Origin of the sequence: Shewanella sp. (assembly GCF_047975355.1) — a bacterium.
GTDB lineage: Bacteria > Pseudomonadota > Gammaproteobacteria > Enterobacterales > Shewanellaceae > Shewanella.
On sequence record NZ_JBKEDJ010000028.1, the window covers coordinates 105,469 to 122,288 of the forward strand.

Below are 16,820 nucleotides of genomic sequence, written 5' to 3' on the forward strand. Positions count from 1 at the left end.
GCTATCTTGTGCTCCTCTTATTTAGCCTGATGTTTGGGTTTATTTATGTTCGACTCTTATTCAGGGTACCGGTTGTTTTCGCGCTTAGCGGTGTTCTTACTGCTTTGTTTGCTAATTGGTTTATTGGTAGGGAAACCCCTCTGGATACTTATCATTGGCTTGCTAGGACTGATGTTCTGGCATTACCGTCAGTTAGCTCGTCTCAATTTTTGGTTATGGCGTGATAGAAAGTTAACTCCTCCACAGGGCAGTGGTAGTTGGGAAGGTGTGTTTAACGGCATTTATCGTCTGCAAGGTAAAAACCGTCGTAGAGTAGGGCAATTAGCTGCCTTGTTGGGGCGATTTCGCCAAGGTGCTGAGGCCTTGCCCGATGCGGCTGTCGTGCTCGACTCTGAGCACAATATCTTATGGTGTAATAGGTTAGCTCAGCTGATTTTAGGCTTTGTGTGGCCGCAGGATAATGGTCAACGGATTGATAACCTGATCCGCCACCCGGATTTTTCTGCCTATCTTAAGGCGGGAGAATATAAGGAGCCCTTAGAGCTGGCATCGCCTGTCTCGGATAGGCGCCTACTCGAAATTCGTATCATGTCTTACGGCGATAGGCAGTTACTCTTGATTGCCCGTGATATTACGCGGATAAGACAGCTCGAAGGTATGCGTAAAGAATTTGTCGCCAATGTGTCACATGAACTTAAAACCCCGCTCACCGTATTACAGGGTTATTTAGAAATGATGCAGAGTATGGCGGAGCCCGATTCGATGAATGCTAAGCCTCTTGCTCTAATGCAGCAGCAGACTCGGCGAATGCAGTCGATGGTGGAACAGCTCCTGGTGTTATCACGTATTGAAGATGCGGTCGATATCAACCTTGAGAATACCGTGAATATGGCGCAGCTGATGGAGGTCTTAAAGGAAGAGGCCAAGGCGCTGGCGCAGGACAAGTATGAGCTTAGCTTCCATTGTGAGGCGGGATTACACTCCCATGGCAATGAGTTACAGCTTCGAAGTGCTTGTTCTAATTTGATTTCGAATGCGATTCGCTACACAGAGCCCGGTGGCAAAATTACCGTACAATGGCGCAGTGTGGCGACCGGCGGCCTCTTTAGTGTGACAGATACGGGGGAAGGCATAGCGCCGCAGCATATTAACCGCTTAACCGAGCGCTTTTATCGCGTCGACAGTGCCCGCTCAAGGCAAACGGGTGGCAGTGGGCTTGGATTAGCCATAGTGAAACATGCTCTGAGTCATCACCATAGTGAGCTCAATATCAGTAGCGAAATAGGCAAAGGCAGCACCTTTAGCTTTGTGATCCCGCATCACCTGATTGTTCGTAACAAATAACCGCTACGAGTTAGAGTATTATTTTTATATTTAAAACAGGCCATTAGGGCCTGTTTTGTTTTTATAAATGTATGATGGTGATCTTTTTTCAAAAAAGACGAAAAATGTCTTCTGTCATTTAAGTGTCACATCTTGGACATAGAATTGTCATTGTAGCGATTGATACTGGCTGCGTCTGAAGAAACTTAAGTTAGAAATTAGTTAGCTTATTACTGGAGCACATAATGAAACTGAAAAAGCTTGTCGGCGCGATGACCCTGACTGCCGCTGGTGTATTCTCTGCCACTGCCATGGCATCTGTTGATCAATCTCTGCCAACTTACGAGAAAGCAAGTGGTGTATCAGGCAACCTTTCATCTGTAGGTTCAGATACCTTAGCCAACATGATGACTCTGTGGGCTGAAGAATTTAAGCAGATGTACCCTAACGTAAATATTCAAATTCAAGCTGCTGGTTCTTCTACTGCGCCACCAGCATTAACAGAAGGTACTTCACAATTCGGTCCAATGAGCCGCAAGATGAAGCCTAACGAAGAAGAAGCCTTCGAAAAGCACTACGGTTACAAGCCAACTGCGGTGCGTGTAGCGATTGACGCTTTAGCTGTTTTCGTACACAAAGATAACCCAATCAAAGGCTTAACAGTTGAACAAGTTGACGGTATTTTCTCTTCTACTCACAAGTGTGGTAGCAGCGATATCCAACGTTGGGGCGATTTAGGTCTTGACGGTAACTGGTCAGCAAAAGACGTACAACTGTACGGTCGTAACTCAGTATCTGGTACTTACGGTTACTTCAAAGAGCACGCTCTGTGTAAAGGTGACTTTAAGGCTAACGTGAACGAGCAACCAGGTTCAGCTTCTGTGGTTCAGTCTGTGTCTCAATCACTTAACGCAGTAGGTTACTCAGGTATCGGTTACAAAACTGCTGGGGTAAAAGCCGTTCCCATCGCTAAAAAAGGTAACGACTTTATCGAAGCCACTGCAGAAAACGCAGCTAACGGTACTTACCCATTATCACGTTACTTATATGTATACGTGAACAAGCAACCAAACAAAGACTTAGCACCAATGGAAAAAGAATTCATCCGTTACGTGCTGTCTAAGCAAGGTCAGCAAGTGGTAGAAAAAGACGGTTATGTGACTCTGCCTAAGAGTGTAGTTGCTAAAGATTTAGAACAGTTAGGCATCCGCCTCTAATTCTTAATCGCTAAACCATTAAGGGTCTCTTCGGAGGCCCTTTTTGTTTTTGGGCGATGATTCACTGAAGCTCGTGGCTGAAAATTGGGCATAAAAAAAGCAACCTAATGAGGTTGCTGTAAATTCCAATTCGGAATCTGAGGACGGTCGCGCTAGAAACCATCTAAAGGAGAATGATGATGAACGAAGAAACTCATTGCAAAGATTCGGTTCATAATATCTGACTCGAGGGGGCGAAATTAGTTCAGACAGAATTGAAAAATTTTGTAAATATTTCTACTAATAACCTTTATGCATTGAAAAATATGTGAATTTTATTTTAAGAGGTTAACTTAAGTCGATTGTGGTAGGCATAGACTTAAGCATTGTTACAAAATGCAGATGCTAGGAAGTTTTATTCGATTGCGCATTGGTAAATCAGCGTCCGATAATATGGCTAGATAATTTACCGATAACAGGTTAGCTAAGTGATGCCGTTAGAAAATCAGCAAACGCGAGTTGAACCAACAGCATGGGATTTAACTCGAGATTACCATTCCTTTGCCAATAGCGACCAAGTGCAGGTAACGCACTTATCCTTAGCGCTCAAGGTCGACTTTGTGACTCGTACTCTGCTCGGAGAGGCGATGCTGTCACTTCGCTATTTTGAGCCACAGGTTGCCGAGTTATGGCTAGATAGCCGTGATTTACATATTTTATCGGTTACGACAAACACTCGAGCCCCCCTTGAGTTTATGCTTGAAGCGCCAAACGAAATACTCGGGCAAAAATTGGTGATCAAGCTCCCCGAAGAAGAGTGCGAGCGAGTCTGTATTCACTATCGCACCTCGCCAGAGGCTGAAGGACTACAGTGGCTTATGCCTGAACAAACGGCAGGCAAACAGTTACCTTATCTTTTTAGTCAATCTCAGCCGATTAATGCTCGCAGCTGGATCCCCTTGCAGGATACGCCAAAGGTGCGGATCACCTTCGATGCGCACGTCGAAGTGCCGAAGGGCATGCGCGCCGTGATGAGTGCAATGAACAACCCCGACACACCGCTCGAAGGTCGATTTCAATTCGAGATGGAAAAGCCTATTCCCACTCATTTGCTGGCCTTGGCCGTGGGTGATTTAGCCTTTCAAGCCATAGGTGCGCGCAGTGGCGTGTATACCGAGCCTTGTATGTTGACAGACGCAGCGACTGAGTTTGCCGATACTGAACATATGCTGGATGTAGCGCAATCGCTATTAGGTCCCTATGCATGGGGGCGTTATGACATGATCATTTTGCCACCGAGTTTCCCGTTTGGTGGGATGGAAAATCCCCGTTTAGCCTTTTTAACCCCAACCCTAATCGCGGGTGATAAGAGCCTAGTGTCAACGGTCGCCCATGAGCTGGCACACTCATGGACGGGAAATTTGGTCAGTAATGCCACTTGGCGCGATCTCTGGTTAAATGAAGGCTTTACAACCTATTTTACCAATCGGATTGTCGAAGAAGTCTATGGCAAGGAGCAGGCCGAGCTGGAATGGGTTATTGAATTTGGCAGATTACAAGAGGAAATGGCCGCTTTACCACTTCACAGGCAAACGCTGCCCGCCAATGTGCAACAGGCCGATCCTAATCTGGCTTTTAACCGTTTTACTTACGATAAGGCATCGATGTTCGTCCATGAGTTAGAGCATCGCCTCGGCCGAGCCGAATTCGATAAGTTCCTGTTCGCTTATGTGCAGCACTTTGCTTTTAAGGCGATCACCACTGAAGTGTTTGTCGAATATGTGAAAGTGGCTTTAGTCGAAGCCTATCCCGATAAAATAAGCGAAGCCGAGCTGTTGGAATGGATTTATGGCGAAGGTTTGCCCCAAGGTTACGCCGGGCCCACATCACGGAGCTTAGATAAAGTCGATACCGCCTTAGATGATTTTTTACAGGGTAAGGCGGCCTCAGAGCTTAAGGTTCAAGGCTGGCGTGTCCATCACTGGCAGTACTTTTTGACCCAATTACCCGAAGTCTTGTCTCAAGTGCAATTGATGGATTTGGACGATAGCTTTAAGTTGACCCAGTCTAGCAATGCCGAAATCGCCTGCGATTGGTTTAGAGTCGCTATCCGCAATCATTACGATCCCGTGCTACCCGCCTTAAGCGCGTATTTACAGCGTATTGGCCGCGGCAAGTTTGTCCGTCCGCTTTATGCTGAGTTGCAGGTAGCGGGTTACCACACTGAGTTACAACAAATCTATGCCAGTGCGCGGACGGGTTACCATCCCTCGATTCAAGTGCAATTGGATAGGATGTTGAAGGTATAAAATTGAGATAAAAAAATGGCAACCTAAGGTTGCCATAAAAGAATCAAAGTAGGATACAAAGGAATGCAGTGCGCTAGCGTGTATTCGATTGTTTCCCAAAAGGGAGATGATGAACGACCAACCAATTCGACTCTATGCAATAACCTGAAACTGTTTCATTGAATTAAACGGCGTATATTATCCATTTAATCCGTTGCTAAACTTTTCATTTAGCAATCAATTCTGCATTAAAGCGGATTTGTTAATCCTTACACATAGTCAGACTAGGAGCTTTTCGTAAAGTTCAGTTTGCGGCTAAAAAAATTTAAAATTATTTTTTGCCTTGCCGACATCAGTAAATTGAGCGGCTGGTGACTGGAAATATAAATTTTACATATGAAACATAGACATAAAAAAAGGCAACCAATCGGTTGCCTAGTGACCTATTCCTAGGTCAAGGGGGCTGCGCTAGAAGCCCCAGGGAGAATGATGAACATGAAAAAGACATTCGCTGTTCAATATGTTTGAGGGAGTTATAGGTATAAAGTTCCATCTAAAATAAAAAATAACTTAAATTTTTTATTTAATAAAAAATTTCAATGAGATAGCTCGCTCATTATTTTAAAAGCGTCTCTATCTTGTCACTAATTGCCTCAGGTTTTGTGGTGGGCGCAAAGCGAGCGACCACTTCTCCCTGACGATTAATTAAAAATTTAGTGAAATTCCACTTAATCCGTTCTGTGCCTAACACGCCGGGCGCGGCCTTTTTAAGGTATTGATATAAAGGGTGAGTGTGTTCACCGTTTACCTCGATTTTTGAAAACAGTGGAAAGCTCACGCCAAAGTTGAGTTCACAAAAACTTTGGATCCCTTTCTCATCGGCTTTTTCTTGGGCGCCAAACTGATTGCATGGGAAGCCTAAAACCACCAATCCCTGCGCTTTATATTTTTGATAGAGCGCTTCTAAGCCCTTGTACTGTGGTGTAAAACCGCACTCACTGGCGGTATTCACAATTAAGATCACTTTGCCTTGATATTGCGCTAGTGCCGTTGGATTGCCTTGAATGTCGTTTGCGCTATGGCTATAGATAGTCGATGTCATGATTACCTCCTTAGGTGTGGTGATTAGCATAAATAATAGTTTGATTGTTATCAATTGGTTTGTGTGCAATTTATTTTGCGGGTTTGCTAATCTTCTTCAATATCAATATAGTTACGCTAATTTTTATCTCAGCAGAAGGGCGTTTATGTGACTGAACATGAAGCCGAATACGAAACAAACACACAGGCCGATGTCGGGCAGGTTGTTCAGCAACTCACTGAAGTTGAAGGTGAAGAACAGGCTGAAGTGTTCAGTGAAATCTTAAATGAAGCTGAGCCTGGCACGGTTGCCTTAGTGCTAGAGTCCTTACCCTTAGATGAGCGTTACGAGCGTTGGCAACAGGTTGAGTTTAGTGACCGTGTGACAGTGCTGAGTTTAATGCGCGCCGATCCGCGTATGGGGATCCTAAAGCAGATGCCCGACAATGAGGTAGATCTGCTGTTCGCGCAGCTCAGTCCTGAGGATTTGATTGAGTGGAGTGATTATCTCCCCGAAAGTTTTACCGACCGTGCCTTGGCGCAGATGGGCGAACGTCAACGGCAGCGTTTCGAGCTGTACGATCAATATTCCGAAAATGAGATTGGTCGTTATACCGATCATCAAATGTTAGTGCTCAGCGATAAGGCGACAGTGGCTCAGGCGCAGCGGTTTTTCAGGCGTATTGAACTCGACTGTAACGACAACTTATTTATTGTCGATGAGGCGGATAAATACCTAGGTACGGTCAGACGTTATGATATTTTCAAGCATGATCCCTCTGAGCCGCTGATTTCACTGTTATCGGAAGACAGTCGTGCCTTAACTGCGGATACCACGCTACTCGATGCTGCCGAGGCGATAGAACATAGCCGCGAAATTGAGTTACCCGTTATCGATGAGGCGGGGGAGCTGATTGGCCGTGTCACCCTAAGGGCCGCAACTGCCTTAGTGCGTGAACATTATGAAGCGCAATTAATGGCTACCGCAGGTATGGATGAGTCAGACGACTTATTCGCTCCGATCATCAAAGGTGCACAGCGCCGTGCCGTGTGGTTAGGGATTAACTTACTCACGGCATTTTTGGCTTCGGCAACCATTGGATTATTTGAAAATGTGTTGTCTCAAGTGGTCGCACTTGCCGTGCTCATGCCGATAGTGGCATCTATGGGCGGGATTGCAGGCAGTCAGTCACTTACCTTGATGATCCGTGGTATGGCGATGGGGCAGATCTCGGCGGGTAACTTATTCTCTTTAATGAAGAACGAGTTAGGGATTGGTTTAGTCAATGGCACCCTGTGGGCGATAGTTATTGGACTGGTGGCGGGCTGGTGGTTTGCCGACAGCACCATAGGCATAGTGATAGGCTGCGCGATTTTGATCAATATGGCGGTCGCGGCGCTGGCTGGGGTGTTTGTTCCTATGGTTTTACAGCGGTTTAATCAGGATGCTGCGCTCTCTGGCTCAGTCATTTTAACCACAGTGACCGATGTGGTGGGCTTCTTCACTTTCCTCGGCATGGCGACGATACTGTATCTCTAAGTGGATGTTGGTTGTTTAACTCAATTGTATGAATCAAAACGATATTCAATTTTTCCTCTGCCAAAATGCAGCCGAATTAGCGGCTGCTGCGGCATTAATCGATCAACGGGATGACAACGCGCATCCCCTCGATCATCAGGCATTTGCTCGCTCCCGCGCCGTGGTATTAGCGAAAAACCTCGTGGGTGAGATTGTTGGCTGCGCGGCGATTAAGGCTGGTTCTGGCCCTGTGGGGGAGTTAGGTTATTTAATGGTATCACCGTTGTACCGACGCCGTGGCATAGCACAAGGGCTCACGCTTAAGCGGATTGAAGTGGCTAAAACGCTAGGGATTACTCTGTTATTTGCCACTATCCGAGATGAAAACGACGCCAGCCGAGTGAATTTACTCAAGGCCGGATTTCACTTTTGGCGTAACTATTTAAGTATTAGAGGAACGGGTAATACCGTCGGCTGGTATTACTTAGCCCTCGAAGATAAGCTGGATATTGACGGCATAATGCAATCCCTCGTCGGAGATCGGGTTCCTGCACCCTAAATGTTTTCGATTTGTTTAATTTAGGTTTGACTGATGTTTTTTAACGGTTTCCGTTTTGTTTTAAATTCAAAAATCTTTGCGACTCTCTGCTAAATATGCAGATTTTCTTTTTTTATTCGGTATGATCCGCGCCATTACCCACAGTCATTATTGAGGTGTTTTTATGGCTAAGTTCAGAGTAGCAAGTGTCTTATTATTGAGTGCAGCCGCGCTGCAGGTGAATGCGTCAGAATTTAATCTTGGGTTAAACAACGATGTGGTCTCTACCGAGTTAGAGCTGCAAGTGAATAAAGATGTCAATGCAGTATTAGGATATATTTATTCAGACGATAGCGGTCATATTGCCCAAGGTGCAATGCACATGACCCACGATGCGGGTGTGCATCATTTTGAAGTCGGCGCGAAATTAAGCCAGTTATGGGCAGACGATGCCCCAAATGGTAGCACTATATCCGTAGGTGGCCGTTATGCCTTGGCGTTAGGGCCAAATATCTCTTTGCATGCCGCCGCTTACTATGCGCCATCGGTGTTGTCTTTCGGTAATGTCGATGGTCAATACGAATTGGATTCTAAGGTGCAATACAACGTAAACCCTAATATGGCGTTTTATGTGGGTTACCGTAAGATTGCCTTCGAATATGATCACGCCCGTGATTTCACCTTCGAAGATGGCGTTTACATCGGCGGTAAGTTCCGCTTCTAATCTCGTCGCAATTTTTGGTGGCCTAATAAAGGCCAGATCGATTTAAAAGCCGGCCAAGGTTATCTTTGCCGGCTTTTCCATTTGGCTTTGAGTTCGCCATAGCTTGGGAGTATGGAGGAGAAGATCACCAGCCCAATGCCAATGCACACAACAATGCTTAAGTGTTCATCTAAAAACCACCAACCAAACAAGGCGGCAAAAATAAGACCCGTGTACTCCACAGGGGCCATTTGGCTGGCATCGGCGCGCCGATAGGCGTGGATGATGAGGTATGTCATGCCGATATAAAACAGGCCTAAGGTCAAACCAACCTGCGCGACGGGCAGGCTAAAATCGGCGCCTTCGTACCAGGTCGCTGGTATCAGAAAAACCATCGCAAAGGCATTAGACCAAAAGAGTGTTGAAAATGGATGTTCATGGGTTGAATATGCCTTCAAAATCAAGCTATTTGTTGCTGAGGTCATTGCGCCAAAAAAGGCTAAGCCAATATAGAGATTAAACTCAGTCGGTTGGCTTATCAGTAAAATCCCCGTAAAACCTATGATGCCCGCGACGGTGCGGCGATAACCTATGCGCTCATTTAAAAAGAAGGCCGACAATAACAACAGTAACAAGGGTGAGGTATATATCACCGCCGTGACGGTCGCGAGCGGTAAGTGTAATACCGCCAACATAAAGATAGCGTTACCCAAACCGATTAACAGTGCGCGGCTTAAGTGCACCTTATAAAAGGGGCTTAACTTAAGATTACCTTGTAGTCGCAAAACAAAAGGTAACACTAAGAGCGTGGCAAATAATTGGCGATAAAGTACCAATTGAAACACGGGGGCGTTAGTTTCAAGCAATTTAACCAATAGGTTACCGCTGGCAATCAACAACTGGGCAGCTAGAATCATCAATAAGGGGGCCATAGGTATCCATGTTAACGGCTGAGATTGTGGCTAAGGTAATAACCTGTAAATGAACGACTAAAATATCAGCATAAGATACCCGATTACCGACTAATTTAGTCTAATCAATTGTAAAAAATAAAATGTAGTCATAAAGTTAACACTCTAAAATGATTTTCTGTGTGGAACTAGACGCTGGTATATAAACCAAGATACCTATGAGCAAAACTAACTTACATAATTTCTGGTGCTTTTTGCTGCTTCTTTGGACATTTAGTCCGTTTGCCTTTAGCGCTGAAATTGCGTTGGATTCCCCCTATTTATTCCATGCAGATGTTGAGCAGGTTCCCCCCTCTGATTTTAATCAAATTACTCAATGGATGAGCCAGCTTGATGAGGCCAATTCTGTGGATGTTAAGGGTGGCGATTATTGGATGGTGTCACCAGTGATGATTAATAGCCGACAAACCCATTGGGTGGTGGATGCCAATAATTCCATTGTTGAGTACGTCGATTATTGGTTACTCGGTAGTGATGGTTCTGTGCAAACGGCTAACAGTGGTTACTATGCGCCCTATGAATTTTTATTCGATTATGGTCGCAAAGTTCGACTGAATATGGGGACTGACTATTGGTTGGTCACACGGCTCAGTAGCCGCTATTATTCCTCCGCCCCAGAGTTGGTATTAGAGTCGGAAGAAGTTCATCAATTAACCAATGACCATGTAGCCACGGCGATACTCATCTGTCTAGGGGGATTGGTGTTTATTGCGCTATACAATCTACTGATTTACTTCTCTATTTTTGATAAGGCCTTCCTATATTACGGCCTGTATGTGTTGACCTATTTTGGTGGTTGGGCGCTAACCTTTCATTTGCCTGCACATCTGTTCCACTTTCATCAGCTTGAATTGCATCATCTGTTTTTTATCGGTTTGCCGATTTTTAACATTTTGTTCTACAAGCACTTTTTACAACTTCCAAGCTATTCGCCTCGATTATGGCGACTCAGTAAGTACCTGTTAATTGCCTGCGTTTTAGCCTTGCCAACCAGTATTTGGTTACTGTCCTACACCGCGATTATTGCCTCTGTGCTTATCATGCTGTGGATTGCCTTGGCGATCACCTGTGGCAATGTGTGTTTGATGAAGGGCTTTGCTCCAGCACGCTATTTTATTATGGCCTTTAGCTGCTTATTGCTGCCTGCAGTGATTATTCTGCCGGGTAATATGGGGATCACCCCCGATTTCATCGAGCATGCCGAGTTAGCAACGTTGTTGGGTGGCAGTGTGGATGCCTTGCTATTATCCCTAGCCTTGGCGAACAAGCTTAAACTTTTATCCGAAGAACGTAAGGCGCATATCGAAGAGTTAGGCATCGCTTGGGAAAAGGCCCGACTCGATGGCTTAACCCGAGTGGGTAATCGCTATGCATTTGATGAATTTATGAATTCACAATTAACTTTTGGGGATAAAGTGGTACAACCTATGGCATTGGTGTTGCTCAATGTCGATAGCCTTAAAATGGTGAATGACACCTTAGGGCATCAAGAGGGGGACCGTTTACTGCAAAATCTAGTGCAGTTTTTGCAGGCGACCAATATTGCTCAACTTAAGATTTACCGGATCAGTGGCGATGAGTTTGTGCTGATCCTGCCCGCAAATGGTATGGCAACCTTAACGACCTGCTTGAGGGGGTTAACGACGCAATTTGCCGCTGAGGGGTTAAAGGATTGCCAGTTTAGTTTTGGTTTCGCCATTAATACCGATGTGGCCGAGCCCCACGTGTGGCTTCGCAGCGCTGATAGCAGTTTGTATCAGTCACGGATGGAAAAGCGCCGTCAGGAATACGCCGATACCCGCGCGGGCGAGATAGTCTCGATTTAGAGTGTCTATTAAAAGAGCCTCCATTTAATCGAGCGCCTCTTTAAATTTGAATACACACAAATACTTGGATAAAAAAGGGGCTGCATAATGCAGCCCCTTGGTATTTAGGCGAAGTCTTTTTCGCCTTTGATAATGGCCGGATGGCCGCAGATGGCTTTAGCGGTATGCATACCCGCCATCGTTGCTGCCTCCACACAACCGGCGTTGAGACCGGTTTTAATCCAATCTCCCGTCATATACAGATTGTCGATGCCCGTACCATCCGTGGTGATCCGATATTGAGAGCTGCCTTTCACTGACAGGACATAACGCTCAGAAGGATCCACATTGGCGCGCCAATATTGGCTATCGAATCGCGCTTCGCCTTGGCGCTGCTGTTCATCGTGCAACCATTCCCAAGGGAAGGTATCGCCAACCTGCTGCCACAGCTTATGAATTTCTGTATTGAGTTGATTGATGGCGCCAGCCTTGGCTTCGGCGGTTTTGCGCTGCTGGAAACCGATATCCGTACGCGGAGGATAAGCATCCACTGGCAACGCCGAGCAGAAATAACTGGCATTTTTAGGCTCTAGGCCGCGCCAGTCTTCTTTATCGAGCAATTGGTCCATCGATGCCCACGTATCGAAGGGCTCGGTAAAGCCGGATAAGACGGGCTGCTCGCCATCCTCTGAATAATTGGGCCAACCTATACCATTAAGATCTTGATTCATCCACAGTTGATAAGCTTGGGTTGCGACTGTCTGTACTTTATCGACACAGGTTTTGAGCGCCGGACTCTGCGCCATAACCTCGCTCGCCACATGGGGAACCGATCCTAATGACAGACCAAAAATCACTTTGTCGAAGTCCACGCCTTTTTGCAGACGTTTTTTCGGTAGCGCCTGACCAAATTTCGCCTCGTACAGATTGTCCCAATCGCTCCAGAAGTGCTCAAGATTTATATCATGGGCTTTTAGCAATGCGGCTTGTTCAGGCTCTAGCTGGTCGTAATTTGGCGTGCTGGGCCAGCAGGCTAATCCCTTGACATCCACGAGTGGATTGTAGTCTTTAACCGACGGTGCCAGTGCGACTTGCTCTGTGATTTCAATCGCTTGAATACTGTTGTCGCGACATTCTAACTTATCAACCCGATTGAAGAAGTGGAAATTCACCCCGCGCCGTTTCAGCACTTCATAGTAGGGGGTAAAGACCACATCGCCCATACCCGCCTGCATTTTCCACATGACTCCGCCTTGATAACACAGGGCGATACGCAGCATGGAGCGGATAATAGTCCCCGCTTCGACATTGGGTTTGTCGAAGTTGCCTTTTTCGTAGGCAAACACCAGATCATAAAAACCACGTACCGGCGCGCTGTCGACCGTGTATTTTTGGCTGGCGCCGTGTTTGGTTAACCATTCTTGGTAATCATAGTCGTTGATGGCATCGAAGCCCTTTTCAAACACATCATCGGCAAACATCCCTTTTAAGATGGTTAAGCCTAAGTCGACGGCAATATACAGATGGCGTAACTCATCGTTAGTGTCTAAATGGTCGCTAAAGCGTTTAACCAACCTTTGGTGCAGGGCATCGACGGCGGATTCGACCAAACCATCGTCACTCTCGCTGTGGACATGCTCATCGCATTCGCGGCCAATCATTTGATTAAAATGGCATTCGAGCTTGTCACCTAGGGCGTCTAGGGATTCCATCGCATCATCGACCGAATCCTCTAACTTATCCTTCAGCCGTTCAAACCAGCCGATATCGAGCCAGTTTTTCGGCGTCGCCATGGCTTTTTCATCGGCTTCCTGCAGGGCGTCCATGTCCTTCAACCATTCTTTTATCCAAGCAAAGGCGGCCTTAACTACCTTCCAGAAGGTTAAGGTTTCGGTGCCATCTCCAGGGATCCCTGGGAGTGTGGGAAAGGTGATGGGCCAGCTAACGGAGCGACCATTAATTTCTTCCTGCAGCACAATAAAATTATGGGGTTTAAAGGCATCGAAGAAGGTGGCTAGCGGCGCTTCGGGCGGGCGGTCTAATTCTTCATAGGCTTTACGCATCAAGGCGCAGGCATTTTGGTAAAAACCAAACCAGATATGGAGGCCATGCTCTTCAATCCGTTGTCCCATCGCGGCATTACGGCCACTTGCGCCCTTGCCTCCGATTCGCCAGCCTAATTGATAGACATCAATCTCATATTGATTCTGCCAGCCTGGTCTGTCGGTGAGATAACAGGCGGCGGTCATGGCGGCGACGCCTCCTCCGAGAATAGCAATTTTTTGTTTTTTGATTTCAGAGTTATCGACCAGCACTTCGCCCGGCGGTACTTCAAAGTCAAAGTTCACATGGTAGGGCAGTAATACATGCTGCTCGCCAACTTCGACGCCTAGGGTCTCTTTAAGTGGGAAACTGGCGTTATCAAAAATGGTAGCGAGAAAGTCATTTTCCAACAGGGCGACACTGTGCACTTTATTGACCTGTGCCGGTGCGGCAGTTATCGCCTGATAGATGGCTTTTTGGCCTGAAGCATCCGGAAACTGTTTTAAAAACACTTGGTCGATAGCGGGCTTAAACAACAAATGAAACAGTTGCTCCTCTCCTAGCTTATCCAGCTCTGGAATAAAATCCGTTTGTTCTTTAAAGAGTTGCCAGGTTTGGGCTATGGCTTCTAGTGTGGTGAGCTGCGCTTCGGGCTTAGCATTACAATTCACGTCAATCAGCGGGTGCATGGCAAGCTCTGTGTCAGGGCTAAAGTGTAAGAAGCTCTTTGTAGCGAGGGAGAGACGGGTTAATGGCTCGCCGACCGCGGGCATAGTGTATTCACACAAATACTTGGGATAACCGAATAGTTCGCGGCCATTGATCAGGGCCATCGCATCATTCACCCAAATATGCAGTGGCTGAAAATACACATGGCTGATGGATGCGCTGTTGCTATTGTCTTGGCGACCGACCATAACCCAAGTGATGATGTCGGTTTCTTGGATCCAACCCTTGGCTCTGTCGGTCGGGTCTTCTGAATAGGCTTTCTCGATTTGGGTAAAGGTTGTCAGTACGTAGGGCGACAGCACTTTAAAGTACATGACGCTGCCAGCCACTTGATTAAGCGTTTTATCGATGGAGCGCTGCAGGTTGGCAAGTTTTCCCTTGAGAAAAAAACCGTACATATCGGCTTTATTCAACACTAAGGGAGAGTGCATTAGCATACTGCCTTGGGGATAGATAAAATCGGGGCGTTGTTTTTCCATGGGATCATCCTTTAAACCCGTTAAGATGTATAGGGTGGTTTTGTAGACAAAGGCATTAATAAACCCTAAGGAGCATAGGGTAAATCAACTCATTAGCCTATTGATTTTACAATTGAATTAAAACCGGAAGGATAAAGGAAAACTTGGACTAACTAGCAAGTTGGAGGTCATCCAACTTGCTCGGATTTGACGGCTTTTAAAGCTCGAATTTGCTAAGGCAAACGGGTCGTAGTTCGATCACTTCGATTTATGCTGATAGAAATCCACCTCTGCATCATCTGAATAACGGCGCTTAGTGTCCCTGCGACGTTGTTTTACGCGTTTGTTTTTTTGCTTACCTTTGACGTTATCGCCCCATGGCGCATCATCGTCGTCAAATTCATAGGAGTGTGACATGGTCAAAATTCCAAAAATACCTGTGCCATTCTCAGCACTCGATCTTTTTACCCAAAGGCGAGATTAAGCTAAAGCGAAATATTTCATCACTGATGGTGAAAAGTTTTGTCCAAGAAGGGGAGATGTGTCCATATGAGATTAGGTTGGGAGTTTTACCCCTCGCTGTAGGGCTTATCTTGATGATTATTAAATGAATAAATCAAAAAGCCTATTCATATTGTGTGGATGCAAAAAGAATGGCACTCAGGAGATGAGTGCCAAGTTATGATAAAAAATAAGGAGTTAGTGCTACTGATGACGCTGCATACGCGCCACGAACATTCCATCTGTGTTGGCTTCGAAGGGCCACACGGTCAACATTTCTGTTTGTTCACCTGTAAAGGGATGGCGGATCGGCACTAAGTTGAACTCGGGATGTTGTTGTAAAAAGGCGGAAACCACTTGCTCATTTTCAACGGGTGACAATGAGCAAGTGGCATAGACTAAGCTTCCACCCAGTTTTACCGCTTTGCTGCTGCGGCTTAAAATATCCAGTTGGAGTGCTGCTTTATCAGTGACGGCCTCGATGCTATCGAGCCAGCGCATATCGGGATTGCGGCGCCATGTGCCCGTGCAGCTACAGGGGGCGTCGACTAATACCCCATCAAAATGGTTGGCGTCGACCGGCAGTGCATCACTGCGCCAGCGTGCAATGCTGATACCATCAAACTTTGCCCGCTGGGCACGTTTGCTGAGTTCTTCTAAGGCGTGGGCGCGAATATCCGATGAGACTATGCTGCCCACGAATGGATTGTGCTTAGCCGCGGCCGTTTGCATCAGTGATCGCAATTGCAGGGTTTTTCCGCCTGCGCCACTGCAGGTATCCCACCAGTGTTGCCAAGGCTCTGGTGCACAAATTTGACCTATCACTTGCGAGGCTAAATCCTGGATCTCGATTTTGCCCTCTTTATAGAGTGATATTTCATTGAGATTCATGCTCTTAGTGCCAAGGTTGATGGCATCTTCAAAATAGAGGCTGAGGCTTGCATCTATCTCAAGTGCTTGCATTTGTTTGACTGCCGTTTGGCTGTTGATTCCCTGCGCACGTCCCCAAATTGGTGGGCGGCTAGACATGGCTTCGATGAGATTTGGACGCAGCTCTGGGGCAATTGGGCATACCTGCCAAAACCATTCGGGTAATAAATCCGTGAGTTCGAAGGACGCTTCGGGAAATTGCAGCCGTACGAGTGCCAATTTATCCGTTAAGCTGCTAACGCTAAGGGACTGAAGTTGTTGATAATCAACCTGCGATTGGGCGAGCTCATGCCAGGCACTGGCGATATCCTGCCATGGATGGGCTTCGATTAAGGCACTCGCGCTGAGCATGGCAAAAAATTGTGGCGCCTGTTGATGATCGCCTGTGGCTTTAAACCAGCCCCACCAACGGAACAGGCTAAATAAGGATTCGCGGATCACTTTGCGATCTTTAGAACCGTGCTTTTTATGTTCCCTAAAGTAGTTCGCGAGAACTCGGTCGGCGGGTTGCTTGGTATTTAAAATCTCATCGAACAATAACTTAATGGTATTAGCATAACTTAATCCGCGTTTTTGCGCGAGGGTTTGCGGTTCGATATTCACTGTAGATGCCATGGTTGCTGATGATAAGCCGTTTGGATTGCCCATAAACTTAGCCTGAAAAGGGGCTCGGCCGAGTGACGTTCATCCGATGGGATGAAAATGGCCAAGCAAATCAATAAGTGGCGCAGAGTGT

12 protein-coding genes are annotated in these 16,820 nt (G+C 46.4%); 7 read left to right on the forward strand and 5 right to left on the reverse strand.

All coding sequences use genetic code 11. From position 1 onward, the window contains the following. Positions 1-45: 45 nt before the first annotated feature. From phoR to ACK5NH_RS09875, 3 genes are all read left to right on the forward strand, one after another. Entirely contained in the window at positions 46-1,344 is a 1,299-nt protein-coding gene (gene phoR, locus ACK5NH_RS09865; protein WP_416919652.1) for a phosphate regulon sensor histidine kinase PhoR, read from the forward strand. 224 nt (positions 1,345-1,568) lie between these two features. Beyond that, a complete protein-coding gene (locus tag ACK5NH_RS09870) occupies positions 1,569-2,540 on the forward strand; it encodes a PstS family phosphate ABC transporter substrate-binding protein (protein WP_416919654.1) in 972 nt (323 codons plus the stop codon). A 470-nt stretch (positions 2,541-3,010) separates the two neighbouring features. Then, on the forward strand, positions 3,011-4,828 hold the full coding sequence (locus ACK5NH_RS09875; RefSeq protein ID WP_416919722.1) for a M1 family metallopeptidase: 1,818 nt from the start codon (positions 3,011-3,013) through the stop codon (positions 4,826-4,828). A 595-nt stretch (positions 4,829-5,423) separates the two neighbouring features. On the opposite strand, the gene ACK5NH_RS09880 is transcribed toward ACK5NH_RS09875, so the two are convergent. Beyond that, positions 5,424-5,909, reverse strand: coding sequence for a glutathione peroxidase (locus tag ACK5NH_RS09880; protein WP_416919656.1), 486 nt, complete (start codon positions 5,907-5,909; stop codon positions 5,424-5,426). A 147-nt stretch (positions 5,910-6,056) separates the two neighbouring features. Between ACK5NH_RS09880 and ACK5NH_RS09885 the strand changes: the two genes are divergently transcribed. From ACK5NH_RS09885 to ACK5NH_RS09895, 3 genes are all read left to right on the forward strand, one after another. Continuing rightward, entirely contained in the window at positions 6,057-7,427 is a 1,371-nt protein-coding gene (locus ACK5NH_RS09885) for a magnesium transporter (RefSeq protein WP_011626763.1), read from the forward strand. 28 nt (positions 7,428-7,455) lie between these two features. Continuing rightward, positions 7,456-7,965, forward strand: a complete 510-nt coding sequence (locus ACK5NH_RS09890) for a GNAT family N-acetyltransferase (RefSeq protein WP_416919659.1) — start codon at positions 7,456-7,458, stop codon at positions 7,963-7,965. 163 nt (positions 7,966-8,128) lie between these two features. Continuing rightward, entirely contained in the window at positions 8,129-8,668 is a 540-nt protein-coding gene (locus ACK5NH_RS09895) for a YfaZ family protein (protein ID WP_416919661.1), read from the forward strand. Positions 8,669-8,727: 59 nt separating this feature from the next. Here the strand turns inward: ACK5NH_RS09895 and ACK5NH_RS09900 are convergent, their stop codons facing one another. Beyond that, positions 8,728-9,579, reverse strand: coding sequence for a DMT family transporter (locus tag ACK5NH_RS09900; RefSeq protein WP_416919663.1), 852 nt, complete (start codon positions 9,577-9,579; stop codon positions 8,728-8,730). 197 nt (positions 9,580-9,776) lie between these two features. Here ACK5NH_RS09900 and ACK5NH_RS09905 point away from each other — a divergent pair, with 197 nt between their 5' ends. Further along, a complete protein-coding gene (locus tag ACK5NH_RS09905; RefSeq protein WP_416919665.1) occupies positions 9,777-11,444 on the forward strand; it encodes a diguanylate cyclase in 1,668 nt (555 codons plus the stop codon). A gap of 104 nt (positions 11,445-11,548) precedes the next feature. On the opposite strand, the gene ACK5NH_RS09910 is transcribed toward ACK5NH_RS09905, so the two are convergent. The 3 genes from ACK5NH_RS09910 to ACK5NH_RS09920 form a co-directional block, all read right to left on the reverse strand. Further along, the gene (locus ACK5NH_RS09910) at positions 11,549-14,674 is read right to left on the reverse strand and encodes an NAD(P)-binding protein (RefSeq protein ID WP_416919667.1); all 3,126 of its coding nucleotides are present in this window, start codon (positions 14,672-14,674) and stop codon (positions 11,549-11,551) included. Between the two features lie 237 nt (positions 14,675-14,911). Then, on the reverse strand, positions 14,912-15,070 hold the full coding sequence (locus tag ACK5NH_RS09915) for a hypothetical protein (protein ID WP_011626757.1): 159 nt from the start codon (positions 15,068-15,070) through the stop codon (positions 14,912-14,914). Between the two features lie 288 nt (positions 15,071-15,358). After that, on the reverse strand, positions 15,359-16,732 hold the full coding sequence (locus tag ACK5NH_RS09920) for an RsmB/NOP family class I SAM-dependent RNA methyltransferase (protein ID WP_416919669.1): 1,374 nt from the start codon (positions 16,730-16,732) through the stop codon (positions 15,359-15,361). Positions 16,733-16,820: the final 88 nt, after the last annotated feature.